The organism is Erwinia sp. (assembly GCF_049696395.1).
Classification (GTDB): Bacteria; Pseudomonadota; Gammaproteobacteria; order Enterobacterales; family Enterobacteriaceae; genus Erwinia.
Map to the genome: position 1 here is coordinate 1 of NZ_JBAVTT010000019.1, position 24,712 is coordinate 24,712.

Sequence of the window (24,712 nt, forward strand, 5' to 3'; positions counted from 1 at the left end):
TGCGTGAACTGTCATTCCTGAACTCCGGCGTGTCGATCAAGCTGGAAGACAAGCGTGATGCCCGTCAGGATCACTATCACTACGAAGGCGGCATCAAGGCGTTCGTTGAGTACCTGAACAAGAACAAAACCCCCATTCACCCGAATGTCTTCTACTTCTCTACCGAGAAAGACGGCATTGGCGTGGAAGTGGCGCTGCAGTGGAACGACGGTTTCCAGGAAAATATCTACTGCTTTACCAACAACATCCCGCAGCGCGATGGCGGTACACACCTCGTTGGCTTCCGTACCGCGATGACGCGTACGCTGAATGCCTACATGGACAAAGAAGGCTACAGCAAGAAAGCGAAAGTCAGCGCCACCGGTGACGATGCCCGTGAAGGCCTGATTGCTGTCGTTTCAGTGAAAGTGCCGGACCCTAAATTCTCCTCACAGACCAAAGATAAACTGGTCTCTTCTGAGGTGAAAACGGCGGTTGAGCAGCAGATGAACGAACTGCTGGCGGAATACCTGCTGGAAAACCCGACCGATGCAAAAATCGTTGTCGGCAAAATTATTGATGCGGCCCGTGCCCGTGAAGCGGCCCGTCGTGCGCGTGAAATGACTCGCCGTAAAGGTGCGCTGGATCTGGCTGGTCTGCCAGGTAAACTGGCTGACTGTCAGGAGCGTGACCCGGCGCTGTGCGAAATCTACCTGGTGGAGGGTGACTCTGCAGGCGGATCGGCCAAGCAGGGACGTAACCGTAAAAACCAGGCGATCCTGCCGTTGAAGGGGAAAATCCTCAACGTTGAGAAAGCGCGCTTCGATAAGATGCTCGCCTCACAGGAAGTTGCCACGCTGATCACTGCGCTGGGCTGCGGCATTGGCCGTGACGAGTACAACCCGGACAAACTGCGTTATCACAGCATCATTATCATGACCGATGCGGACGTGGATGGATCGCACATCCGTACGCTGCTGCTGACCTTCTTCTACCGTCAGATGCCGGAAATCATCGAGCGTGGCCATGTGTATATCGCCCAGCCACCGTTGTACAAAGTGAAGAAAGGCAAGCAGGAGCAGTACATCAAGGATGATGACGCGATGGATCAATACCAGATCTCTATCGCGCTGGATGGCGCAACCCTGCATACCAACGCAGATGCCCCTGCACTGGGCGGAGCCCCGCTGGAAACGCTGGTATCAGAATTCAACAGCACCCGCAAAATGATCAAACGTATGGAGCGCCGTTATCCGGTTGCCCTGCTTAACTCGCTGATCTACCACTCCACGCTGAGCGACCTGTCTGCACAGGCTTCAGTACAGAGCTGGATCGATGGGTTGGTGACCATGTTGAATGAGAAAGAGCAGCATGGTAGCTCTTACAGCGGTCTGGTGCGTGAAAATCTGGAGCAGCATATCTTTGAGCCGATTGTCCGCATTCGTACCCATGGCGTGGACACCGATTATCCTCTGGATAGCGAATTCGTCTCTGGCGGCGAATACCGTAAGCTCTGTGCTCTGGGTGAAAAACTGCGCGGCCTGATCGAAGAAGACGCCTTCATCGAACGTGGTGAGCGCCGTCAGCCGATTGAGAGCTTTGAGCAGGCGATGGAGTGGCTGGTGAAGGAGTCGCGCCGTGGCCTGACCGTGCAGCGTTACAAAGGTCTGGGCGAGATGAACCCAGAGCAGCTGTGGGAAACCACCATGGATCCAGACAGCCGTCGTATGCTGCGTGTGACGATCAAAGATGCGGTCGCTGCTGACCAGCTGTTTACCACATTGATGGGTGATGCGGTTGAGCCTCGTCGTGCGTTTATCGAAGAGAATGCGTTGCGTGCAGCGAACATCGATATCTAAAGCGTGCTGAAGAAACAATAAAGGCAGATCCCAGGATCTGCCTTTTTTTATGGCTGTCGTCTCTATGGCGGGTTGGCCCCCACTAAAGCATAACGGTAGAAATCACTGTTATTTTTCATGCCCAGTTTGCGCATCACGGCCCGTTTATGCGTACTGATGGTCTTCACACTCAGGCAAGTCAGACGTGAAATGTCGGTTAACGACAGGCCCTGGCGAGTGTATTTGACCACCATGGCTTGTTGCTTACTCAGCACAATGGGGTCGTGAGTGCCACAACGGTGGGGATCATAAATGTTGATAGAGGCACAGTTCGGCACGGTTTTACGGCTGAACAGATCGGCCAGTCGCCGTTTCGATTTGCTTTTATCCACCTGGAACTTGTGTTGCTGACAGGAGCGATTCTCTGCATGGCATGGCGCTGCCAGCCAAATTGACATGCGACGTTCTTTAGACAACGCTTCTGAAATCCGTAGCGCCTGGGTGAGGGGGTTGTTTCCTGATGTGCTATCCGCCTTTACCTCATCGGTGATGATGATATCGGCTGTAAGTAACTCTTTATGGGCTTCAGCCACCAGGAACACCGGGTTTCCCTTATAGTGAGGTTGCCAGGCATCCTGAATAAGACTGATAGCACCTGAGATAAAAAAGCTATCTTTGCTGACGATGACAATATTCATTCTGTTTCCTCCTTGAATGTCACGCAGCGTTATCATCTCACAGATGTTCAAAAAATACACACCTATTAAATTCACCTTTGTCTTAAGTTTTCACTGAAGTTTTATTAAGATGCCGATTTTTCGGGCTGGTCAATGTGAGCTGAATCGCGCTAGCATGAGGAAAACCGTTAGCTGACGAGGACGTTATGGCAATAAAATTGATTGCGATTGATATGGACGGCACCCTGCTTAACCCACAGCATGAAGTCACCCCCGGTGTAAAACAGGCGCTACAGGCTGCCCGCGAGAAAGGTGTTTCTATTGTGCTGGCAACCGGCCGGCCGTTCATCGGTGTGCAGCGCTATCTGATGGAGTTGGATCTCCAGCATGAAGGCCAGTACTGCATAACCAACAACGGCGCACTGGTTCAGGAAGCCGCTACCGGTGAATGTGTCGCAGAAGCTACGCTTACCCACGATGATTACCTCTATTTTGAAAAGCTGGCTCGTGAACTCGGCGTGCATTTCCAGGCGTTGACCAAATCCCAGCTGTTCACCGCGAATAAAGACATCAGTGCGTTCACCGTTCATGAATCCTTCCTGACGGGGATCCCGCTGCACTATCGTGCGGTAGAAGAGATGGACCCGGGCATGACCTTCCCGAAAGTGATGATGATCGATCCGCCGGAAGTGCTGGACCAGGCCATTGCTCGTTTGCCGGAAGAAGCGCGTGCGCGCGCAACCATCATGAAAAGCTCGCCTTACTACCTGGAAATTCTGCATAAAGAGGTGAATAAGGGCGCTGGCGTGAAGGCGCTGGCCGATCGTCTGGGCCTGTCACGTGATGAAGTGATGGCCATTGGCGATCAGGAAAATGACATGGCGATGCTGGAATTTGCCGGGACTGGCGTAGCGATGGGAAATGGCATTGACTCCGTGAAAGCTATCGCCCAGTTTGTGACCAAAACAAACAGGGAAGATGGCGTGGCGTACGCCATTGAGAAGTTCGTACTGTAATGCCTGACTGAGCGTCCCGGCCTGTCCGGGGCGTCACTTTCCTCCCATCTATCCTCTTCCCTTTGTCATTCCTCATCTGCTCTCTGAGACCTGTTCAGGATGGATTGTCTGTTTTGTGATCTGGATTGTAGTACAACCCAGTCTGCGGGTACTACAATAAGTCCTTCGCTACGCTTCCAGGAACATCATGAAAGACGACCTCAGCAAAACGGACCGCATCATTCTGACTCTGGGTGAGGAAATTGTCTCGGGCAAGTATCCGCCCGGAGCCTCATTACCGGCAGAAGCTGAGCTTTGCGAGCAGTTCAGCACCTCGCGCAATATCCTCCGTGAAGTGTATCGCTCGTTAATGGCAAAGCGCCTGATTGAGATGAAACGGTATCGCGGGGCGTTTGCGACCCAGCGCAACCAGTGGAATTTCCTGGACAGCAATGTGCTGCAATGGTCACTGAAACACGATCAGGACCCGCGTCTGATCGCCGCAATGAGCGAAGTCCGAAATCTGGTTGAACCACAAATTGCGCGCTGGTCGGCGGAACGCGCCACCTCCCACGACTTAGCCAAAATTGAGGCCGCGCTGAACGATATGGTCACTCACCATCGCGACCGCGTGGCGTTCAATGAAGCCGATATTCGTTACCACGAAGCGGTGCTGGAATCGGTGCATAACCCGGTTCTTCAGCAGCTTAGCGTGGCTATCAGTTCGCTGCAGTTAGCCGTTTTTGAACGCACTTACATGCCAGATAGCGGCAACATGCCCAATACCCTGCACGAGCATAAAGCGCTGTTTGAGGCAATCCGCCATCAAAAACCTGATGAAGCCGAGCAGGCGGCACTGACGATGATCGCCAGCTCAACCCGACGTCTAAAGGACATCACGTGAACAGCTATATCGCTATTGACTGGGGTTCCACCAATCTTCGTGCCTGGTATTACCGGGAAGGCCGTTGTCAGGAGGATCGCCGATCGGAGTCTGGGATTACCCGGCTCAATGGCCGAACGCCTGCAGAAGTCTTCGCCACCGTGACGGAAGGCTGGCCGGTTGCAGAGTTGCCTGTGGTGATGGCCGGAATGGTGGGGAGTAATGCGGGCTGGCTGAGCGTACCTTATCTGGCCTGCCCGGTTGCGCTGAATGATATCGCTTCGCGCCTGACGAAAGTGGCCGGCCTCGCCTGGATTGTCCCGGGCCTGAGCATGGATACCCGCGATAACGTCAATGTGATGCGCGGTGAAGAAACGCAGCTGCTTGGTGCCGCGAAGTTAAAACCGGCTTCCCATTACGTTATGCCCGGCACGCACTGTAAGTGGGTGAGAGAAGAAGACGGCAAGATTGTCGATTTTCGTACCGTAATGACCGGAGAACTGCACCATGTTCTGCTAAATCACACCCTGGTGGGTACTGGCTTGCCCGAACAAAAGCCGGATGCCGAAGCCTTCCGCCAGGGGCTGGAAACCGGTGCCAACGATCGCAGCATTCTCAGCCGCTTATTTGAGGTGCGCGCGGCCCATGTGCTGGGCGCACGTCCACGCGACTCGGTCAGCGATTACCTCTCAGGCCTGTTAATTGGCCATGAAGTTGCGCTGATGAAAGAGACCTTTATGCAGGGTGAAAGTGCCCCGTTAACCCTTATCGCAGGCAGTTCACTGGCCGATCGTTATCTGCAGGCGATGACTTTTAGCGGACTGTCCGCCCATTTGCTGGAGGGCGATAGCGCCTTCCAACACGGAATCAGGAGTATCGCCGATGAACTGGTCAACTAAGCTGCCGCTGATCGCTATTCTGCGTGGCATTCGCCCGGAAGAAGCTGAGGAGCATGTCGCCGCGCTGATTGATGCAGGTTTCGATGCCATTGAGATTCCGCTGAATTCACCAGACTGGGCGATCAGCATTGCCAGCATGGTCACCACCTTTGGCCACAAAGCGCTAATTGGTGCGGGTACCGTGCTGGAGCCTGAGCAGGTTGATCGGCTGGCAGCCATGAACAGCAAGCTGGTGGTTACGCCAAACACGGACGTCGCGGTGATCAAGCGTGCCGTAGAGAAAGGGATGACGGTCGCTGCAGGCTGCGCCACCGCTTCTGAAGCTTTCGCCGCGCTAAAAGCCGGTGCGCAGGCGCTGAAAATTTTCCCTTCCTCCGCCTTCGGGCCGGATTACATCAAGGCGCTAAAAGCGGTGTTACCAGCGGATGTCCCGGTATTTGCCGTGGGGGGCGTCACGCCTGACAATCTTCATGCGTTTCTGGCCGCAGGTTGCGTGGGCGCAGGGCTGGGCAGCGATCTTTATCGCGCCGGACAACCTGTTACCCGCACTGCTGAGCAGGCACGCGCTTTCGTTGCCGCCTATAAGGAAGCCGTACAATGAAAATCACTAAAATCACCACCTATCGTCTGCCGCCGCGCTGGATGTTCCTGAAAATCGAGACAGATGAAGGCGTGGTGGGCTGGGGCGAGCCGGTCATTGAAGGCCGGGCCAAAAGTGTGGAAGCGGCGGTGCATGAGCTTTCTGAGTATCTGATTGGTCAGGATCCGGCGCGCATTAACGACCTGTGGCAGGTGATGTATCGCGGGGGATTCTACCGTGGCGGCCCGATCCTGATGAGCGCCATCGCCGGGATAGACCAGGCGCTTTGGGATATCAAAGGCAAAGTCCTTGGTGTGCCGGTCTGGCAACTGCTCGGTGGCCTGGTACGTGACAGCATTAAGGCTTATAGCTGGGTTGGCGGCGATCGCCCGGCTGAAGTGATTGATGGTATTAAGAAACTTCGCGAAATCGGCTTCGATACCTTCAAGCTTAACGGCTGCGAAGAGATGGGCATTATCGACAGCTCCCGCAAAGTGGATGCGGCGGTCAACACCGTGGCCCAGATCAGGGAAGCTTTTGGCAACGAGATCGAGTTTGGTCTGGATTTCCACGGACGCGTTAGCGCACCGATGGCAAAAGTGCTGATCAAAGAGCTGGAGCCTTACCGTCCGCTGTTTATTGAAGAGCCGGTGCTGGCGGAGCAGGCTGAATATTATCCTCGCCTGGCGGCACAGACTCATCTGCCGATTGCGGCTGGGGAAAGAATGTATTCCCGCTTCGAATTCAAACGCGTGCTGGAAGCGGGCGGTCTGGCCATTCTACAGCCCGATCTCTCCCACGCGGGGGGAATTACCGAGTGCTTCAAAATTGCGGCAATGGCAGAAGCCTATGATGTGGCACTGGCACCTCATTGTCCGTTAGGGCCGATTGCGCTGGCTTCCTGCCTGCATGTGGATTTTGTTTCCCGCAATGCGGTATTCCAGGAGCAGAGCATGGGCATTCATTACAATAAAGGCGCAGAGCTGCTGGATTATGTGGTGAATAAAGAAGACTTCAATATGAAGGGTGGCCATTTTGCGCCGCTGACTAAACCAGGTCTGGGCGTGGAGATTAACGAACAGCTGGTGATTGAACGCAGCCAAAATGTCGAGAACTGGAAAAATCCGCTGTGGAGGTTTGCAGATGGCTCCGTAGCCGAATGGTAAATCAATCTCCGTCTCCCTTGACGCTGTAGCAGCGTTAGCTGCAGAAACGGACCCGAATCACTTACTAAAGTAAGCTCATCGGGATCCATTTCCTGGCTGCCTTGCTACAGCGCCAATGGCTTGGAGATTGGCACCTGAGACATTATTGGAAAGGGAAAAAGAGTAAAAGCTAAAGTAAAAGTAAAAAAGGAATTTGGTGTCAGGTATTAGTGAGTTAGTGAGTTAGTGAGTTAGTGAGTTAGTGAGTTAGTGAGAGTTTAAGCAATAATAATAATTAAACACCCTAAAATACCCGCGTGCGCTGCGGGCGGTCTTATGCTGCCCGAATCCGGCGATAACGCCTACCGAGGTTGTTATTATGAACACCGATCTGTATACCTCTACGCTGAAGCAACTGAACGCGAAAATTATTCCCTTTATCGTCATCTGCTATTTTGTGGCGAATCTGGACAAGACCAATATCTCGATTGCTGCGCTGCAAATGAATGCGGATCTGGGGCTCTCTGCCAGTATGTATGGCCTGGGCGTTGGCATGTTTTATATCTCTTATATTCTGTTTGAGATCCCCAGTAATGTGATCATGACGAAAGTCGGGGCGCGTCGCTGGATCGCCCGCATAATGATTACCTGGGGCATTGTCAGTACCGGTATGGCCTTTGTACACAGCGCCAATCAGCTGTACGTGATGCGCTTTTTACTGGGGATGGCGGAAGCCGGTTTTGCGCCTGGTATCATTTACTATATCTCCTGCTGGTTCCCAAAAAGTAACCGCGCCAGGGCGATGTCCTTCTTCTATATGGGCTCTGTTGCCGCGTCTATTATTGGGCTGCCGGTGTCAGGTGCGATCCTGAATATGCACGGCATTGCCGACATCGCCGGATGGCGCTGGCTGTTCGCGCTGGAAGGTATTCCGGCTCTGGCGCTGGGTGTGCTGGTGTTGTGGCGCTTGCCGGATACGCCTGATCATGCGCCGTGGTTAAACCCGGAGCAGAAATCCTGGCTGAAGCAGCGTTTGCAGCAGGATAATGCGGGCGTGGAGATCGGTAAAAACCACTCCTGGCTGAGTGCGCTGAAAGATAAAACGGTTCTGTTGCTGAGCCTTGTCTGGTTCCTGCAGGCTTTCGGCTCCATCGGTATCACGCTGTTTATGCCACTGATCATCAAAAGCATGGCGGCCGAGCAGAGTAACTTCGTTATCAGCCTGCTTTCTGCCGTGCCGTTCGTGTTGGCCTGCCTGTTTATGTATCTGAACGGTCGTCATTCCGACAAGACCAATGAACGTTCCTGGCATATGGGTTTACCGCTCATTTTCTCCGGACTGGCGCTGGCTGTGGCTATCTATTCCGGCAATCTGGTGGTCTCTTACCTTCTGTTGGTGCTGACCGTTGGCTTTAACTTTGCCCTGACGCCGATTTTCTGGGCGGTCACTACCGAAAAACTGGCCGGTGTGGCTGCAGCGGCTTCTATCGCCTTTATCAACACCGTAGCGAACTTTGTTGGGCTCGGTTTACCGCCAATCCTTGGCAAAATTAAAGACATGACCAACAGTTATCATTACGGTCTGTTGATTGTGGCCGTGGCGCTGATTCTGGGAGGGGTGATCGGCATTCTCATTTCACGACCCTCGCGCGATGTGCTGAAATCTGTTCCTCACCCTCATTCAGGTAATTGAGATGAAAAAGAAAGTGTTGAAGCTGGCTGGTTTGCCCGCGCCCCTGCTGTCCGCCTTGCAGGAAGTCTATGAAGTCGTGGAATACAGCACCCTGAGTGACAGCGATTTCCAGCAGAGGGCCGGTGAGTTTGACGTCGTACTGACCAATGGTGAAGGGGTGGTGACCCGCGACCAGATCGCTTCTTTGCCTGCTCTGAAGCTGATTGCGGTATTCGGTGTGGGCTATGATGGTGTAGATGTGCAGGCAGCGCTTGAGCATCAGGTCAGGGTGACCCATACGCCGGATGTGCTGACTGAAGACGTAGCGGACCTCGCTATTGGCCTGATGCTGGCAACATCACGTCAGATCCCGGCGGCGCAGGCGTTTATTCAGCAGGGAAAATGGTCACAGGGAAGCTATCCGTGGACCAGAAAAGTGTCCGGTGCTTCGTTGGGGATTGTAGGAATGGGCCGTATTGGCTTGGCCGCGGCGCAACGCGCACAGGCTTTTGATATGTCGATTGCTTACTGCAACCGCTCGCCGGTGAAAGACGTCGCTTATCGCTATCAGCCTGATCTGGTGGCGCTGGCCAAAGAGTGTGATTTTTTGGTGGTTTGCGCGCCTGGAACCGCCAGTAATCGCCACCTGATTAACCGCGAGGTGATGGATGCGCTGGGAAGCGAAGGGATCCTGATCAACGTCGGACGCGGCAGCGTGGTGGATGAGCAGGCACTTATCGCTGCGCTGGATGCCGGAACGCTTGGCGGTGCAGGGCTGGATGTGTTCAGCGAAGAGCCGCAGGTTCCCACTGCTTTGCACAACAGGCCGAATGTGGTGCTGACGCCGCATATGGCCAGCGCCACCTGGGCCACGCGCAAAGCGATGTCTCAGCTGGTGCTGGATAACGTATCCGCCTTTTTTAACGGTTCGCCGCTGGTCTCGCCAGTACCCGAAAGCCGCTGAATGCATTACCCTTAGCGGCTAAGACGGCTAAGGGTAAGCATGATGACAGAAACACAGCTGACGTTTGATCCACGCAATCACCAACTCACCAACATCAATATCTGGACAGCAGACAGCCAGTGGCTGGTGTATGACGTGCGGCCAAACGGTGCCACCTTCAGCAGCCTGACCATTGAGCGGGTTAACCTCAGCGGCCAGACTGAAGTGCTTTATCAGGCCAAAGACGGTGCCCATGTCGGTGTGGTCACTGCCAGCCCCGATTTACCGCCGCGCTATGTTTGCATCCACGGCCCGGAACATCCGGACAGCCAGTGGAAGTATGACTTTCACCATCGCCGTGGGGTGATTATTCAACATGGCCATCTGGAGAATCTGGACGCCTGCGATATTACGCCGCCGTTCACCCCTGGCGCTTTGCGAGGTGGCTCGCATGTTCACGTGTTCAGCCCTGACGGGTCGCGCCTCAGCTTCACCTATAACGACCATGTGATGCACGAACTGAACAACGGGGAAGATTTACGTAACGTTGGCGTTGCTGTGCCTCTCCATGCCGTTTGCCCGCCAAAGCAGCATCCTCGAGAATACGACGGCAGCCATTATTGCGTGCTGGTCAGCAAAACAACCTCAACGCCTGCCGCAGGCAGTGACGAGATCAACCGGGCTTACGAAGAAGGTTGGGTCGGTGAAGAGGGGTATCTGAAACATGATGGTCACCGGCAACGCTGGGCACTGGCCTTTATAGGCGATACCCTGGCAGAAAATGGCGAGAAAGTGCCGGAGGTTTTTCTGGTCGATCTCCCCTCCAACATGGCCGATTTCGCGCTGGAGGGCGATGCGCCTTTAGCCGGAACCGAAACCCGCCTTCCAGCCCCGCCAGCAAACGTTGTACAACGTCGGCTGACCTTTACTCATCAGCGTGCCTTTGCAGGCCTGGCAACCACGCCACGCCACTGGCTGCGCAGCTCGCCTGACGGGCGCGCCATTGCTTTTCTGATGAAGGATGACGCTGGAGTAGTTCAACTCTGGACCGTTGCGCCAACAGGGGGAGAGCCAAGGCAGGTCACGAAGGCGAAAAGTGACATTCAGTCCGCTTTTAGCTGGCATGCGGAAGGACTGTCGGTAGCGCTTATCAATGACAACAGCGTGATGCTCTGCGAGATGGCCAGCGGGAAACTGAAGCGTCTGACGGCGAGAACGGATGAAGCCCCGCTGGCTGATGCGGTAGTCTGTTCTCCCGATGGCTTGCATGTTGCTTACCTGCGCAACGTCGACGGCTGGCAACAAGTGTTTGTTGTCGGTGTCGGGGAGTAACCGCCTGACGTTGTTACTGAGGAGGCGTGCTGCTCGGCATCGGCGCTGCGGTAGCAAGGCTCTCATTGGTGTGATTTTCCCGCTCGCTTTGCAATACGCGCTCGCGAGGGGAGCTTGCCATTTGGTCAGATCCCTTACGGTAGTAATCCCAAGGCAGCAAGAGGGTGTCTACCACCGCTGAAAGCGGCAGGTCGAGTGCGGCAAGCGGGCGCATAACCCAGCCGTTGTTGCTGTCCGCGACTATCGCTGCCCCTGCCCGCGTCCCGGAATAGTAACCGTCTGCAGGGCCGGCATGAGTCATTACGCTGGAGCATCCGGCGGTGCCAGCCAGAGAAAGGCAGGCTAGCAGACCGGCATAGCGGCATTTATTGAATACTCTCATCATCATCATCCCTTCAGTCACGGCAACGCCGGCCTGATTGTTATCGTCATGTGCAGGGGTGTCCCGGCCGCTCTGTGGCGACTCACGCACTGGTTCGACGAATTCTTCCCTGAGTGTATGACATTCATCGAACGAGGGTTAAAAAATTTGCGTTTGCGTGCTCTGAAAGCCTGAGGATGTCACAAATAAGTCGTGGGGAGGCTGACGCTTTCTGCCTGCTAAAAGCAAGGGCTGCAAAAGCGGCCCTTTTTTATCCTTCCTGATGTGCCCGCTCAATCTCTTCGGCGAGGACCGCAATGCCGCGTTCAATCTTGTCACTGTCCGGCACGTAGTTCATCCGCATACATTGATGAGTGTGCGGCCATTCGTGCTCCAGGCCAGGAAAGAAGAAGTGGCCAGGCACCATCAGAACGCCACGCTTTTTCAGCCGCTGATAGAGGACTTCTGTTGAAACAGGCAGATCTTTAAACCACAGCCACAGGAAAATAGCGCCTTCCGGTTTATGGATCAGGCAGCGATCTTCGGACAAATAGCGGCGAATAACCGCAATTGTCTGATTAACCCGCTGCTGATAGAAAGGTTTGATCACCTCTTCAGACAATCGCAGCAAATCCCCGCGCTGAATCATCTCATTAGCGATAGCCGGACCAATGCTGCCCGGTGCCAGGCTGATAATGCCGTTCATATTGCTGATGGCCGAGATCACTTTCTCATCGGCAATAATGATGCCGCAGCGAGCGCCAGGCAGGCCAAGCTTCGACAGGCTCATGCACAGAATGATGTTCGGGTTCCACAGCGGGCGCGCCTCGCTAAAGATAATGCCCGGGAAAGGCACGCCATAAGCATTATCAATCAGCAGCGGGATCTGATGCTGTTGTGCCAGCACATCCAGCTTCATCAGCTCTTCGTCAGTGATCACGTTGCCGGTTGGATTGGTGGGACGAGAGACGCAGATCAGGCCGGTGTCTTCGGTGATCTTAAGATGCTCAAAATCAACGTGATATTTGAACTGGCCTTCCGGCAGCATCTCAATATTCGGGCGCTTGGAAACGAACAGATCTTCATCCAGTCCGGCATCCGCATAGCCAAGGTATTCCGGTGCCAGCGGGAACAGCACGCGTTTCTTGCTGCCATCGGCCCGGCGGCCAGCATACAGATTGAACAGGTAGAAGAACGCGCTTTGGCTGCCGTTGGTCAGGGCAATATTTTTCGGGCTGATTTCCCAGCCAAGCTCTTCACGCAGCAGGGTGGAAAGCGACTCCAGCAGCGTCGTTTTTCCGCGTGGGCCGTCGTAGTTGCACAAGGCTTCGGCCAGTTTTCCTTCATCGTGCATCTGTTGCAGCAACTGCTGGAAATAGTCATTCATCTCAGGGATCTGCGCGGGATTACCGCCGCCCAACATAACTGCACCCGGTGTGCGTATTCCTTCACCCATATCTTCCATCAGACGTGTGATGCCTGAATGTTGCGTAAATTTGTCACCGAAGGCAGAAAAGCTCATAACGTGTTAACTACTTAGTAAAGTCGTGTGGAGGTTTACCTTAACGCCAGCCCCGGCGGGATGCAATCTTCCCTCCCCGCTAAACAGGCTGGCTTTTGTTAAGACCCATTTCATCGGTCAAAGACTAAGGTGCAAGGTGTAACGAGAGCCAGCGGTGCTTTTAATAATTTAACAATTGAGTAAACCAGAGTGTTTATAATTAACAAATTAAAATCATATAAGTGAAATGATGTTTCAATTTTATGGAAATGTAGTTCCATAAATAAAATAATATCGACATTGATCACAGTTATCATCGTTTTGAATTCGCTATAGTGTGCCATCGGCAGAGAAAGTACCTTCTCTTTCTCAGTGATGAAAATTAATGGAAATAACCCACATGATAGCAAGCAGCGTTCAGGATTATCGTCAATGCCAGGGGCTTTCTTCTTCTCTCAAAAGTCTCATTACTCGTGCATTAGACAGTGCAAAGATTCATCCGGAAGAGGGGCGATATCCTCTTGAGGGTGATCAGGCTTTTGTCTTGATTTCCAGCCCATTCACGGAACCGTCAGACGTTCGCCTGGCTGAGTATCACCACCGTTATCTGGATGTACAGATCCTGCTGGAAGGTCGAGAAAAGCTGGGTTACGGCCTGAATCTGGTCTCTGCAGAGCCGGACGGTGAATACTCTGAGGCTAAAGATAGTGCTTTTTGTCACACCATCAGCAACGAACAGTTCTTGATCTTTGCACCCGGTGACATGGCCGTGTTTTTCCCACGTGAATATCATCGGCCTTTATGTGCAGTTAATGACACTCCGGTTCAGATTAAAAAGTTAGTCCTAAAAGTGGATGTTAATTTAATCAGGTAACATTATCTCTCTATTTATTCTTTATAACCAAACCGTTTTTTTTCGGCGGAATACTCACGTCAAAAATATGAAGGTTGAATAATTTAACGATGAAAATAAAACAGGTAATAGAACGTATCCCTGGTGGGATGATGTTGGTTCCCTTATTTATTGGCGCAATTGTCCATACGCTTGCACCCGATGCGGGAAAATATTTTGGTTCCTTCACCAACGGGCTGATGTCCGGTACGGTGCCGATTCTGGCCGTGTGGTTTCTCTGCATGGGAGCCTCCATCAAACTCAATGCCACAGGCACCGTATTACGGAAATCCGGCACACTGGTCGTGACAAAAATTGCTACAGCCTGGATCGTGGCTGCCATAGCGTCACGCATTATTCCCGAATATGGGATTGAGGTGGGCTTCTTTGCAGGGATGTCTACGCTGGCAGTGGTAGCGGCGATGGATATGACCAACGGGGGGCTGTATGCCTCGCTGATGCAGCAATACGGTAGTAAGGAAGAAGCGGGCGCTTTTGTTCTGATGTCGGTCGAGTCTGGCCCGTTAATGACGATGGTCATTCTTGGCACAGCCGGCATTGCCTCCTTCGAGGCGCATGTTTTTGTTGGCGCGGTGCTGCCTTTTCTCATCGGCTTTGCTCTGGGTAATCTGGACCCGGAATTGCGTGAATTCTTTAGCAAAGCCGTTCATACCCTGATCCCATTCTTTGGTTTTGCGCTGGGCAATACCATCAACCTCAACGTTATCCTGGAAACAGGTCTGCTGGGTTGTCTGTTGGGCGTTAGCGTCATTGTCATCACCGGGGTTCCGCTGATGATCGCCGATAAGTTTATTGGCGGTGGCAACGGAACGGCAGGAATTGCCGCCTCCAGTTCAGCGGGTGCCTCTGTCGCCACGCCAGTACTGATTGCTGAAATGGTTCCGCACTTTAAGCCAATGGCCCCAGCCGCAACGGCTCTGGTTGCGACCTCAGTGATTGTCACCTCCCTATTGGTGCCGGTCCTCACTTCTCTCTGGGCGAAACGGCGCGCCGCCGCCTCAGCAACGGCGATGCCACTCTCTGTGGGAGTACAAACCGAGAGCCCCGGGATCCCCAAACCAAAACGAGTATGAATCCGACTAACTCGACCTGGAGTCGTCATGCCGAAGGTCGCCAGCTAAAAATAAGGTAACGCTATGCAAGTTCGCCAGAGTATTCACAGCGATCACGCCAGACAGCTCGACACGGCTGGACTGCGCGCCGAGTTTTTGATTGAGTCTATTTTTGAGGCCGACCGCTACACCATGACTTACAGCCATATTGACCGCATTGTGATTGGCGGCGTAATGCCTGTCAGTCAGAACGTCGTTTTCGCAGCGGATGTGGGTAAAGAGTTTGGCGTTAGCTATTTCCTGGCGCGCCGTGAACTGGGCGTGATCAATATCGGTGGTGCCGGAACCCTCACAGTCGACGGGCAATGTTATGAAGTGGGCCATAAAGAGGCGCTTTATATCGGTAAGGGCGCTAAAGAAGTGATGTTCAGCAGTGTTAGCCCAACCAAGCCTGCGAAGTTTTATTACAACAGTGCGCCTGCCCACACCGCCTATCCTGTCACCCTGGTGACGCTTGATCAGGTCTCCCGGCAAACGCTCGGCAGTCCTGAAACCAGCAACCTGCGCACCATCAATAAGTATCTGGTGCCCGACGTCCTGACCACATGTCAGCTGACCATGGGCCTTACAGAGCTGGCAGAAGGAAATCTGTGGAACACGATGCCTTGCCACACCCACGATCGGCGGATGGAAGTGTACTTCTACTTCAACATGGATGAGCAAACCGCCGTATTCCATATGATGGGTGAGCCACAACAAACTCGCCATCTGCTGGTCCACAACGAGCAGGCCGTCATTTCTCCAAGTTGGTCGATTCACTCCGGTGTCGGGACAAAAAATTACACCTTTATTTGGGGGATGGTTGGCGAGAATCAGGTCTTTGACGATATGGACCACGTCAGCATCAGCGATCTTCGTTAATGCTTTTGGGCATAGTGGGTGAGGTTGGCCTGCCATTACCGGTGCTATTACGTTGTCTTAAGGGCGGCGAACAGGAGTTTGAATATGATTATAAACGCTTTTTCTTTACAGGGCCGAGTGGCCGTAGTGACCGGTTGTGATACCGGGCTTGGGCAGGGAATGGCGGTCGGGCTGGCTGAAGCAGGCTGCGATATTGTTGGGATTAATATTGTCGAGCCTTCCCAAACCCGCGATCTGGTCACCAGCCTTGGCCGCCGTTTTCTCAGTCTGACAGCCGATCTGGCTCAGATAGAGTGCATACCTGGCCTGCTGAAATCAGCCATCGCTGAATTTGGTAAAATAGATATTCTGGTTAATAACGCCGGAATTATTCGCCGTGAGGATGCGATCGATTTCAGCGAAAAAGACTGGGATGACGTAATGAATCTGAACATCAAATCGGTCTTTTTCCTTTCCCAGGCGGTGGCCAGGCAATTTATCCAACAAGGTCAGGGAGGAAAAATAATTAACATTGCGTCGATGCTCTCTTATCAAGGAGGGATCCGGGTCCCTTCTTATACGGCTTCAAAAAGCGCCGTAATGGGGGTTACCCGTCTGCTGGCAAATGAGTGGGCACAACAAGGTATCAATGTGAATGCCATTGCGCCAGGCTACATGGCGACTAACAATACCCAGCAGTTGCGAGCGGATGAAGGGCGCAGCAGTGAAATTCTTGACCGTATTCCAGCCAACCGCTGGGGATTACCCGAGGATATGAAGGGGCCGGTGGTTTTCCTTGCCTCTACAGCTTCTGACTATGTTCACGGCTATACGCTGGCTGTAGACGGCGGTTGGCTGGCGCGATAGCCTTTAAAGAAAGTCTAAGGCCACCTTGCGGTGGCCTTTTTTATGGGGCGATTACCACTCAGGGACTACTTAATCACCTGCGGGTTAACGCAGTTTTTCTCTACTTTACCGGTTAGCGCCGCAATCAGGTTATCCACCGCATCGCTGGCCATGCCATAACGCGTTTCATGCGTTGCCGACCCGATATGCGGTAGCGCCACCACGTTTGGCAGCTTCAGCAGCGGGGAGTCTACTGGCAACGGCTCTTTCTCAAAGACATCCAGACCGGCGGCATGAATCGTGCCGTCCTGCAGGGCCGCAATCAGCGCTTCTTCATCGACAACCGGACCACGGCCCGCGTTGATCAGCACCGCGCTGGACTTCATTTTTGCCAGCTGCTCACGGCCAATCAGATGGTGGGTTTCTTTTGTCAGCGGCAGGCTGATACACAGGAAGTCGGACTCTTTAAGCAGCGTATCGAGGTCGCAGTAAGTGGCATCAAAACGCTGCTCCGCCTCTTCGTGATGCTTACGCGCGTTATAGAGGATGGGCATACTGAAGCCGAGATGCGCGCGCTGGGCCAGCGCCAGACCGATACGGCCCATACCAAGAATGCCCAGCTTTTTGTGGTGTACGTCGATACCGAACCAGTCAGCGCCAATGTTGCTTTTCCACTCGCCAGCCTTCACGCGCTCTGCCACTTCCGTCACGCGGCGGGCAGAAGAGAGCACTAAAGCCATCATGGTATCGGCAACGGTTTCAGTCAGTACCGTTGGCGTGTGCATCAGCACCACACCGCGATCGTTCAGGGCGGCGATATCGAAATTATCCACGCCGACAGAGACGCTGGACGCGGCGCGCAGCTTAGGCGTTTTGCTCAGGAAGTCGGCGTCAACTTTGCCTCCCGACCCCAGAATCCCTTCAGCCTGCTCAAAAGCCGCAGCGTGCTGACTAAGGGTTTCTGGGGTCAGGCCGTTGATTTCAGTCACGGTGAAATGTTCGTCGAGTTTAGCGCGCAGATCTTCCGGTAATTTCTTATACAGCACCACAGAAGGTTTCATTCTCGTCTCCCTTTGAATTGAGGAACGGGCCAGCTGGCCCGTTTTGCATTTTTAAGCGTGTTTAGCGCCGCGGGGCATCGGGGGATGCTTATTCTCCGCCGGCTTAACAATCAACGTCAGCCAGACCGAAATCAGCAGCGATCCCCCCATAAAGATATACGAAGCTGAAGGGCTGCCAGTTGCGCCGTTCAGATAACCTACCACCCACGAGCCAAGGAATGAACCCAGCGCACCCATCGCATTGATCAGCGCCATCGCGCCACCAGCCACGTTACGCGGCAGCATTTCCGGGATAATGGCGAAGAAGGGACCGTAAGGGGCATACATCGCGGCACCGGCAATCACCAGCAGCGTGAACGACAGCCAGAAGTTGTTCGGCCCTACAAGATATGACCCTAAAAACGCCAGAGCGCCAATCAACAGCAACGGCCAGACAAACAATTTTCGGTTTTGTAATTTATCCGAGGCCCAGGAAACCACAATCATGGCGATGGTAGCCGCCAGATAAGGCACGGCTGACAGCCAGCCAGCTTCGACCATGCCCATCTGGTTGCCGTTGCGCAGAATCGAAGGTAACCACAGCACAAAGCCGTACACACCGATGCTCCAGGTGAAGTACTGCGCGCAAAGGATGATCACGTTGCGGGATTTGAACGCTTCGCGGTAATTACGCACCGCTTTGATATTTTCCTGCTCTTTCTGCAGCTGAGCCTGCAGAGCGGCTTTTTCCTCATTGCTCAGCCATTTAGCCTGCGCAGGTTTGTCCTGCACCATAAACCACCAGGCCACCGCCCAGATAACCGCCGGGATCCCCTCAAAGATAAACATTTCACGCCAGCCGAAGGCTTCAATCAGATACCCGGAGACGACGGACATCCACAGCACGGTGACCGGGTTACCGAGGATCAGGAAAGTGTTGGCGCGTGAACGTTCAGATTTGGTAAACCAGTTACTGATGTAAATCAGCATGGCTGGCATCACCGCCGCTTCTACCACGCCGAGCACAAAGCGAATGGCCGCCAGCATAGGGATATTGCTCACCATGCCGGTTAAGGAAGCGCAGACGCCCCACAGAATCAAACAGACGAACACCAGCTTCTTCACGCTGCGGCGTTCGGCGTAGATGGCGCCAGGGATCTGGAAAAAGAAGTAGCCGAGGAAGAACAGGGCGCCCAGTAGCGATGACATGCCTTTGGTGATCCCCAGATCGTCATTTATCCCTGCTGCGGAGGCAAAGCTAAAGTTTGCCCTGTCCAGATACGCCAGGCTGTAGGTGATAAACACGATGGGCATGATGTACCACCAGCGTTTAGGCGCGATTGTTGTCTGTTTGGTCATAGGTGGATCCTCTGTTTGAGGTTTACCGCATTCTGTCCTGTAGGGAAACGATGCGGTTTCATTATGTTGCCGGCTCTGGCAATCGGTACAGGCTAGTAATCGCCCAGTTCAGCGCGACCAGGTAATCCCTCGCTGTCGCCAATGACCTGAATCGCCAGAGAGCCGATTTTGTTGCCGCGACGAATAGCCGCGGGCAACGGTTTTCCTTCCAGTAACGCGCTGATCACCCCAACCGCAAAGCCATCGCCTGCGCCAACGGTATCCACCACGTTTTCTGTTCTGACTGCCTCCACCTGGCCTTTTTCGCCCTGAGAGGTTTTATACCAGGCGCCGTCGCAGCCGGTTTTCACAATCACCGCTTTTACGCCCATATCGAGGTAGAAGTCGGCAATGGCTTCCGGTTGGTCGTAGCCGGTTAATATTTTTCCTTCGCTGATACCAGGCAGCACCCAGTCGGCAAAACTGGCCAATATATTCAGTTGCTTCGCCATCTCTCGCTCACTTGGCCACAGCACCGGGCGCAGGTTGGGATCGAAGGAGATAGTTTTGCCCATCTGCTTCATTTCCTGCGCAGCGAGTTTTGACAGCGCCAGTGAGGAGGAAGAGAGAGCAGCAGAGACGCCGCTCAGATGCAGATGGCGGGCTGAGCCGAAGTAATCAAGGTTGAAGTCTTCTGCCGAAAGATGGCTGGCGGCAGAGCCTTTACGAAAATACTCCACCAGCGGATCGGAGCCATCTTCCACTTTCGATTTCAACTGAAACCCGGTGGCGTAACGGGCATCGGTGGTGACCTGGTGGTGGTCCACGCCCTCTTTTTCCAGCTGCTGCAGGGTGAAGCGGCCAAAGGAGTCGTCACCCACCCGGCTGACCCAACCCACCTTCAGCCCCAGCCTTGCCAGGCCGATAGCCACGTTCAGTTCGGCACCGGCAATGCGCTTCACAAAGCGTTCGGCAGCCGCCAAATCACCGGTTTCCGTGGCGACAAACATCGCCATCGCTTCGCCAATCGTTACCGCATCCAGCGTGCCGTTGTTATGCAGGCTCATCGATCACTCCTCTCGCAGCAGGTCAACATAATGGCGGGTGACGGCTACCAGATCGTCGCCTTCCAGGGGAAATTCAATGCCTCGTGGGACATCACGCGGCAGCAGAGCCAGCGTTTCGCGCCATAAGTTATCGGCATCATCCAACGCCACTGCACGCCAGCCGTTGCCTTCAGGCGCAGCGGCTTTCACGTGGATATAACTGACATACCGGCTGAGGCTATGCGCTGCGGCAATCGGGTCATCGCCTACCCACAGCCAGTTACCCATATCAAACGTCATTCCGTTGCCTGGGCGGACTTCGCCATCCTCGTGGAAGTAGCTGTCTAATGCGGAAAGCTTGCCACAGTCGGTTTGATCGTTCTCTACCACCAGGTGAATGCGCTTATTTGCCAGCTTCTCGCGCAGCGCTGAGCAGTCAAACCCGCGTTGGTAATGTCCCAGCGAATATTTTAGTCGTTGGGCCTGTAATTGCTCAGCTTCTGCAAAGTGGCGATCGAGATGCGGATTGAGCAAACCTTCTTCGGTAAACAGCGCTTCCGGCACCGAGTAGAAGGCCACCAGCCGCGCATCGGCAATGGTTTTACCTAATGCTGGCAGCGTATGAAGTTCTGCATCGCTGAACAATTCCCGGCGGATCTCAACGCCATCAGCCCCTGCTGCGGCAACGATCGGCACTACCGCCTGCTGGCCGCCCAGGGCAGCAATCTGTTCACGACCATAAGCCGCGGTCACTACTATCACTTCTCTTGTCATTGGGTCCTCCAGGCACGGTGTGGCCTTGGCGTTATAAAAACGTTAAATGGAACCGGTTCCAAAGCATAGTGGCAGAGTGCCGTTTTATGATCGCGCTCACGATGTGAACACTTTTAAGCGGGAATGGTCTGAAAAAAACGGTGAACAGCCTGAATGAATCAGGCTTTAGGGTGGGGTAACGCGGTAGAACCACGAACAATAAGGTCGCCGGAGAACACGCAGTCATTTGGCGGGGAAGTGTCGCCATCGATACGGCGGATGACCTGGTCCAGTGCGGAATAGCCTATCTGCCAGGTCGGCTGTTTGAAGGTGGTGATGCCCACGCCAGCCAGCTCTGACCATTCCAGCTCATCAAAGCCCAGCAGGCCAATCTGCTCACCCCACTTCAGGCCAAGACGTTTAAGCGAACGGGCAACCTGTAAAGTCAGGGCACCGTTGACCACCAGCACCGCACAACGTGTTGAGCCATGCTGCTGCCAGAACGCTTTCAACACCCGATCCATTTCGGCGCTGTCAGTCAGGGCTACTTCCGCTTTTTCGGCAAGGCGTGAAGGATGTTGCGCCATCTTGTGCTCAAACGCTCGCAGGCGTTCATGGCGGGTGTTCACCAGCCCCAGCGGTTCGGTAACAAACAGGATGGTCTGAAAATCCTGTTCAATCAGATGCGAAGTGACTTCGGTAGCCGCTTCGGCATTGTTCAGACCGACAACATCACAGGGGAAATCAGGGATTTTACGGTCAATCAGCACCATTGGCAGAAAGGATTGCTGCAGCTGGCTTAATGCCTCTTCACGCATCCCAACCGCATTGACCACAATTCCCTCTACCTGATAACTGCTCAGCAGGTTCAGGTAATGCTGCTCCTGGTCCACCTCGTTGTTGGTGTTACACATCAACAACGTAAAACCCTGAGCGCGGCAGGCCGCTTCAATGCCACACATCACCTCTACCGAATAGGGATTGGTGATATCGGCAATAATCAGCCCGATTAATCGGGTGCGGCCACGCTTCAGGCCCCGCGCCATCTGGCTTGGCCGGTAGTTAAGGTCTGCGATGGCGGTTTCAATCCGCTGCTTTAAATCCGCCGAAAGGACGTTCTGTTCGCCGTTAAGATAGCGAGAAACGCTGGTTTTTCCGGTCTTTGCCGCTTTAGCGACGTCGCTGATGGTGGCTCGTGCCGCCTTGCGGTTCATAGCGATCCTTAAAACAGTAACAGTGAAGAAAAACGACGCTTCAGCCAGTCCTGGCCTGATTACCCTAAGATAGCCCGGAAATGCTGAAAGCGGATCGGGCCATCATAAAGCATATGCTTCGGCGCGCCCATCTTTGAGCCTCAGTGCAGTGATTTAAGTCAGGAAGGGGGGATCTGAATAAATACCGGGCCACATTGGTGGCCCGGAAGGGGCTTTTTTACTGTAACGGACTGAGGGTGATTTCAACGCGACGGTTCTGCGCTTTCCCTTCAGTGGTGCTGTTAGAGGCAACAGGATTTTCCGGGCCTCTGCCGGTGGTACGAACGCGGTTAGCGGCAACGCCCTGAGTGATCAGCGAGCTGCCCACGCTGTCTGCACGCTGCTGGGACAGGGTCATGTTCAGCTGACGGGTGCCAGTGCTGTCGGTGTAGCCAGCTACGTTAACCGCGGTTTTTGGATACTCTTTCAATACCATTGCCACGCCAGTGAGCGTATTCGCACCGGCTGGTTTCAGCGTACTGCTGCTGCTGTCAAAGGTGACGTTATTCGGCATGTTCAGTACGATATTGTCGCCCTGACGAGTCACGCTGACGCCGGTGCCCTTCATTTTGTCACGCAGTTTGGCTTCCTGCACATCCATGTAATAACCTGCGCCGCCGCCCAGGGCTGCACCTGCTGCTGCGCCAATCAGGGCACCTTTGCCACGATCCTTTTTAGAGGATGAAAGCATACCCACACCAGCACCGACTGCGGCACCCAGTCCAGCGCCAATACCCGATTTACCTGCTTCGCGCTCGCCGGTGTACGGGTTAGTCGTACAGGCTGACAGGGCGATCGTACCGCTCAAAACCAGAGCAAGGGTCATAACGCTCTTTTTCATTGGGATTCCTTCTCAATTGCAACGGCGGGCAAATTTGCCCGTAAAAAGCCGATTATGCCGCTGAATTGTGGAAAAATAACGGTGCTTTGGTCTTAAAGTGTAAAGAGACGCTACTTCAGGTTATCCGGGTGGCAAAAACAGTCGGTGACATGATCGTTTATCAGTCCGCAAGCCTGCATAAATGAATAACAGGTGGTGGTACCAACAAATTTAAAACCTTTCTTTTTTAAGGTTTTAGAAAGCGCGTCAGAAGCAGGGCTGAAGGTAGGTGCGCTACGATAATCTGCATGTCGGTGAATTTTCGGCTCGTTATCGACAAAACGCCAGATAAAGGCAGTAAAGGCTTCGCCCTGAGCTTCCATCGCCAATAGCGCGCGAGCATTGGCAATAATCGCTGAGATTTTGCCCCGATGACGGATAATGCCACTGTCCTGCATCAGCCGTTCAACGTCCTCTTCATCCATCAAAGCCACCGCCTGCGGATCAAACTGATGGAAGGCCTTACGGTAATTTTCACGTTTCTTCAGCACCGTGAGCCAGGAAAGCCCAGCCATTTGTCCCTCCAGGCAGAGCATTTCGAACAGCTCGCGCTGGTCCGTAATGGGAATGCCCCACTCGGTATCATGGTAGGCAAGATAGATCGGATCCTGAGAAACCCAGCCGCATCGCTGCATCGTTAACGCTCCTTATGCTATTGACTGAAAAATAATCACCATCGCCTTGACGTTATCGCTTTCCAGGCAATAGTTAGTGAACAGGTTGACCCATAAATACATTCAATAATACGCGCACTCTTATCGATTTTGGGCTCTTTTCCGGAGTCATTTCATGTCAAAGAAATCGTGTGGCACCCGCTCTCTGGCCTTTGGGGCAGTGTGGATAGCGGGTTATCTCTGCTCTGCCAGCCCGGCGCTAAGCTGGGATCAAATTTATGTCTTTGGCGACAGCCTGAGTGATAGCGGCAATAACGGCCGTTACACCTGGGATGGCAGCCAGCACCCGCTGTATGACGATGTCCTGGCGGCTAAAATTAATCAATCATTACGTCCCTCCGATCGGGGCGGGACCAACTACGCTGCAGGTGATGCCGTGGCGGTTCCTGCGCTCAATCCGATCGATAATACCGCCGATCAGCTTCAGGCTTACCTCGCTGCCAACGGCGGAAAAGCGGATGCTGATGGCCTGTATGTACACTGGGTTGGCGGCAACGATCTGGCTGCGGCGGCCCTTAATCCCGTTTTAGCTAACGGCATCGTCCGGGCCAGTGCTTTCGCTGCGGCAAACCAGGTTCATGAACTGTTGGCTGCGGGCGCCAATACGGTGATCGTGCCTACCGTACCCAATATTGGTGCCACGCCCGCTCTGCTGGAGGCCGTTATTCAGACCGCCCTTGCCCCTGTCGTTGATTCGGCGCTGACAGCGGCGTTTGCCTCGCTCAACAGCCAGACCACGCTGGATCAGGACTCTCGCAATCAGGCCATCAAACAAGCTTTTTCAGCGGCAGCTGGCCAGCTCACCTCGGTCACCGCGCTGCGGGAAGCGATAGCCAACCAACTCTATGAGGCCTGGCAAGCGCTCAGTACTCAGGCCAGCGCGCTGACCGACAGTTATAATCAGCAGGAAGACGCTCAGCTGGCCAGTCAGGGCGGCAACATTGTCCGCGTTGATGTCAACCGTCTGTTTAATGAAGTGCTGGCCGATCCCGCTCATTACGGGCTCAGCAACACTGCTGGTATGGCTTGTCCGCCGGGCGTTTCGGCGGCAGTTTGTCGCTCCTCAACACCGGGTTTTTCCAGCCAGCAGGCTTTTCTGTTTGCTGACCGTCTGCACCCAAGCCCGGCCACCCATTTGCTGATTGCTGATTACATCCAGTCGGTGCTGGATGCGCCTGCGCAAGTCGTTGCCCTGAATCAGGCCACGCTGGC

Annotated in this window: 24 protein-coding genes; 14 read left to right on the forward strand and 10 right to left on the reverse strand. The window is 54.0% G+C overall.

Annotated elements, in window-relative coordinates; genetic code table 11:
* On the forward strand, positions 1 to 1,838 hold a 1,838-nt coding region (locus WCC56_RS02575), incomplete at its 5' end, for a DNA gyrase subunit B (protein ID WP_424690879.1).
* Positions 1,839 to 1,900: 62 nt separating this feature from the next.
* Here the strand turns inward: WCC56_RS02575 and WCC56_RS02580 are convergent.
* Positions 1,901 to 2,515, reverse strand: coding sequence for a helix-turn-helix domain-containing protein (locus WCC56_RS02580; RefSeq protein ID WP_424690880.1), 615 nt, complete (start codon positions 2,513 to 2,515; stop codon positions 1,901 to 1,903).
* Positions 2,516 to 2,700: 185 nt separating this feature from the next.
* On the opposite strand from WCC56_RS02580, the gene yidA reads away from it, so the two are divergent.
* From yidA to WCC56_RS02620, 8 genes are all read left to right on the forward strand, one after another.
* Positions 2,701 to 3,510, forward strand: coding sequence for a sugar-phosphatase (gene yidA, locus WCC56_RS02585; RefSeq protein ID WP_424690881.1), 810 nt, complete (start codon positions 2,701 to 2,703; stop codon positions 3,508 to 3,510).
* A 187-nt stretch (positions 3,511 to 3,697) separates the two neighbouring features.
* Positions 3,698 to 4,393 (forward strand): FadR/GntR family transcriptional regulator, encoded by a 696-nt coding sequence (locus WCC56_RS02590; protein ID WP_424690882.1) that lies wholly within the window; start codon positions 3,698 to 3,700, stop codon positions 4,391 to 4,393.
* Complete coding sequence (locus WCC56_RS02595) at positions 4,390 to 5,271, forward strand: 2-dehydro-3-deoxygalactonokinase (RefSeq protein ID WP_424690883.1); 882 nt, start codon at positions 4,390 to 4,392, stop codon at positions 5,269 to 5,271. The genes WCC56_RS02590 and WCC56_RS02595 overlap by 4 nt, the downstream gene beginning before the upstream one ends.
* Entirely contained in the window at positions 5,255 to 5,872 is a 618-nt protein-coding gene (locus WCC56_RS02600; protein WP_424690884.1) for a 2-dehydro-3-deoxy-6-phosphogalactonate aldolase, read from the forward strand. The genes WCC56_RS02595 and WCC56_RS02600 overlap by 17 nt, the downstream gene beginning before the upstream one ends.
* On the forward strand, positions 5,869 to 7,017 hold the full coding sequence (dgoD, locus tag WCC56_RS02605; RefSeq protein WP_424690885.1) for a galactonate dehydratase: 1,149 nt from the start codon (positions 5,869 to 5,871) through the stop codon (positions 7,015 to 7,017). The genes WCC56_RS02600 and dgoD overlap by 4 nt, the downstream gene beginning before the upstream one ends.
* 358 nt (positions 7,018 to 7,375) lie before the next feature.
* The gene (locus tag WCC56_RS02610) at positions 7,376 to 8,689 is read left to right on the forward strand and encodes an MFS transporter (RefSeq protein ID WP_424690886.1); all 1,314 of its coding nucleotides are present in this window, start codon (positions 7,376 to 7,378) and stop codon (positions 8,687 to 8,689) included.
* A 1-nt stretch (position 8,690) separates the two neighbouring features.
* Positions 8,691 to 9,632: a 2-hydroxyacid dehydrogenase gene (locus WCC56_RS02615; protein ID WP_424690887.1), complete on the forward strand. Its 942-nt coding sequence runs from the start codon at positions 8,691 to 8,693 to the stop codon at positions 9,630 to 9,632.
* A 42-nt stretch (positions 9,633 to 9,674) separates the two neighbouring features.
* Complete coding sequence (locus tag WCC56_RS02620) at positions 9,675 to 10,943, forward strand: DUF3748 domain-containing protein (RefSeq protein WP_424690902.1); 1,269 nt, start codon at positions 9,675 to 9,677, stop codon at positions 10,941 to 10,943.
* 13 nt (positions 10,944 to 10,956) lie between these two features.
* Here WCC56_RS02620 and WCC56_RS02625 read toward each other — a convergent pair whose 3' ends face one another.
* Both WCC56_RS02625 and WCC56_RS02630 read right to left on the reverse strand, forming a co-directional pair.
* Positions 10,957 to 11,415: a YceK/YidQ family lipoprotein gene (locus tag WCC56_RS02625; RefSeq protein ID WP_424690888.1), complete on the reverse strand. Its 459-nt coding sequence runs from the start codon at positions 11,413 to 11,415 to the stop codon at positions 10,957 to 10,959.
* 160 nt (positions 11,416 to 11,575) lie between these two features.
* A complete protein-coding gene (locus WCC56_RS02630) occupies positions 11,576 to 12,826 on the reverse strand; it encodes a valine--pyruvate transaminase (protein ID WP_424690889.1) in 1,251 nt (416 codons plus the stop codon).
* Between the two features lie 364 nt (positions 12,827 to 13,190).
* On the opposite strand from WCC56_RS02630, the gene WCC56_RS02635 reads away from it, so the two are divergent.
* From WCC56_RS02635 to kduD, 4 genes are all read left to right on the forward strand, one after another.
* Positions 13,191 to 13,679, forward strand: a complete 489-nt coding sequence (locus WCC56_RS02635; protein ID WP_424690890.1) for a YhcH/YjgK/YiaL family protein — start codon at positions 13,191 to 13,193, stop codon at positions 13,677 to 13,679.
* A gap of 89 nt (positions 13,680 to 13,768) precedes the next feature.
* A complete protein-coding gene (gene kdgT, locus WCC56_RS02640) occupies positions 13,769 to 14,791 on the forward strand; it encodes a 2-keto-3-deoxygluconate transporter (RefSeq protein WP_424690891.1) in 1,023 nt (340 codons plus the stop codon).
* A 63-nt stretch (positions 14,792 to 14,854) separates the two neighbouring features.
* Positions 14,855 to 15,691 carry a 5-dehydro-4-deoxy-D-glucuronate isomerase gene (gene kduI, locus WCC56_RS02645; protein ID WP_424690892.1) on the forward strand — a complete coding sequence of 279 codons (837 nt, stop codon included), beginning with the start codon at positions 14,855 to 14,857 and terminating at the stop codon, positions 15,689 to 15,691.
* A gap of 84 nt (positions 15,692 to 15,775) precedes the next feature.
* Positions 15,776 to 16,537: a 2-dehydro-3-deoxy-D-gluconate 5-dehydrogenase KduD gene (gene kduD / locus WCC56_RS02650; protein ID WP_424690893.1), complete on the forward strand. Its 762-nt coding sequence runs from the start codon at positions 15,776 to 15,778 to the stop codon at positions 16,535 to 16,537.
* 65 nt (positions 16,538 to 16,602) lie between these two features.
* Here the strand turns inward: kduD and ghrB are convergent, their stop codons facing one another.
* The 7 genes from ghrB to WCC56_RS02685 form a co-directional block, all read right to left on the reverse strand.
* Positions 16,603 to 17,577, reverse strand: coding sequence for a glyoxylate/hydroxypyruvate reductase GhrB (gene ghrB / locus WCC56_RS02655; RefSeq protein ID WP_424690894.1), 975 nt, complete (start codon positions 17,575 to 17,577; stop codon positions 16,603 to 16,605).
* A gap of 51 nt (positions 17,578 to 17,628) precedes the next feature.
* Positions 17,629 to 18,915 carry an MFS transporter gene (locus tag WCC56_RS02660; protein ID WP_424690895.1) on the reverse strand — a complete coding sequence of 429 codons (1,287 nt, stop codon included), beginning with the start codon at positions 18,913 to 18,915 and terminating at the stop codon, positions 17,629 to 17,631.
* 92 nt (positions 18,916 to 19,007) lie between these two features.
* On the reverse strand, positions 19,008 to 19,961 hold the full coding sequence (locus WCC56_RS02665) for a sugar kinase (protein WP_424690896.1): 954 nt from the start codon (positions 19,959 to 19,961) through the stop codon (positions 19,008 to 19,010).
* Between the two features lie 3 nt (positions 19,962 to 19,964).
* A complete protein-coding gene (locus WCC56_RS02670; RefSeq protein ID WP_424690897.1) occupies positions 19,965 to 20,714 on the reverse strand; it encodes a sugar phosphate isomerase/epimerase family protein in 750 nt (249 codons plus the stop codon).
* 158 nt (positions 20,715 to 20,872) lie between these two features.
* Positions 20,873 to 21,907: a LacI family DNA-binding transcriptional regulator gene (locus WCC56_RS02675; RefSeq protein WP_424690898.1), complete on the reverse strand. Its 1,035-nt coding sequence runs from the start codon at positions 21,905 to 21,907 to the stop codon at positions 20,873 to 20,875.
* A gap of 217 nt (positions 21,908 to 22,124) precedes the next feature.
* On the reverse strand, positions 22,125 to 22,787 hold the full coding sequence (locus WCC56_RS02680; RefSeq protein ID WP_424690899.1) for an OmpA family lipoprotein: 663 nt from the start codon (positions 22,785 to 22,787) through the stop codon (positions 22,125 to 22,127).
* Between the two features lie 110 nt (positions 22,788 to 22,897).
* Positions 22,898 to 23,461 (reverse strand): DNA-3-methyladenine glycosylase I, encoded by a 564-nt coding sequence (locus WCC56_RS02685; protein ID WP_424690900.1) that lies wholly within the window; start codon positions 23,459 to 23,461, stop codon positions 22,898 to 22,900.
* 154 nt (positions 23,462 to 23,615) lie between these two features.
* On the opposite strand from WCC56_RS02685, the gene WCC56_RS02690 reads away from it, so the two are divergent.
* The coding region (locus WCC56_RS02690) for an SGNH/GDSL hydrolase family protein (RefSeq protein ID WP_424690901.1) at positions 23,616 to 24,712 on the forward strand (1,097 nt) is incomplete at its 3' end.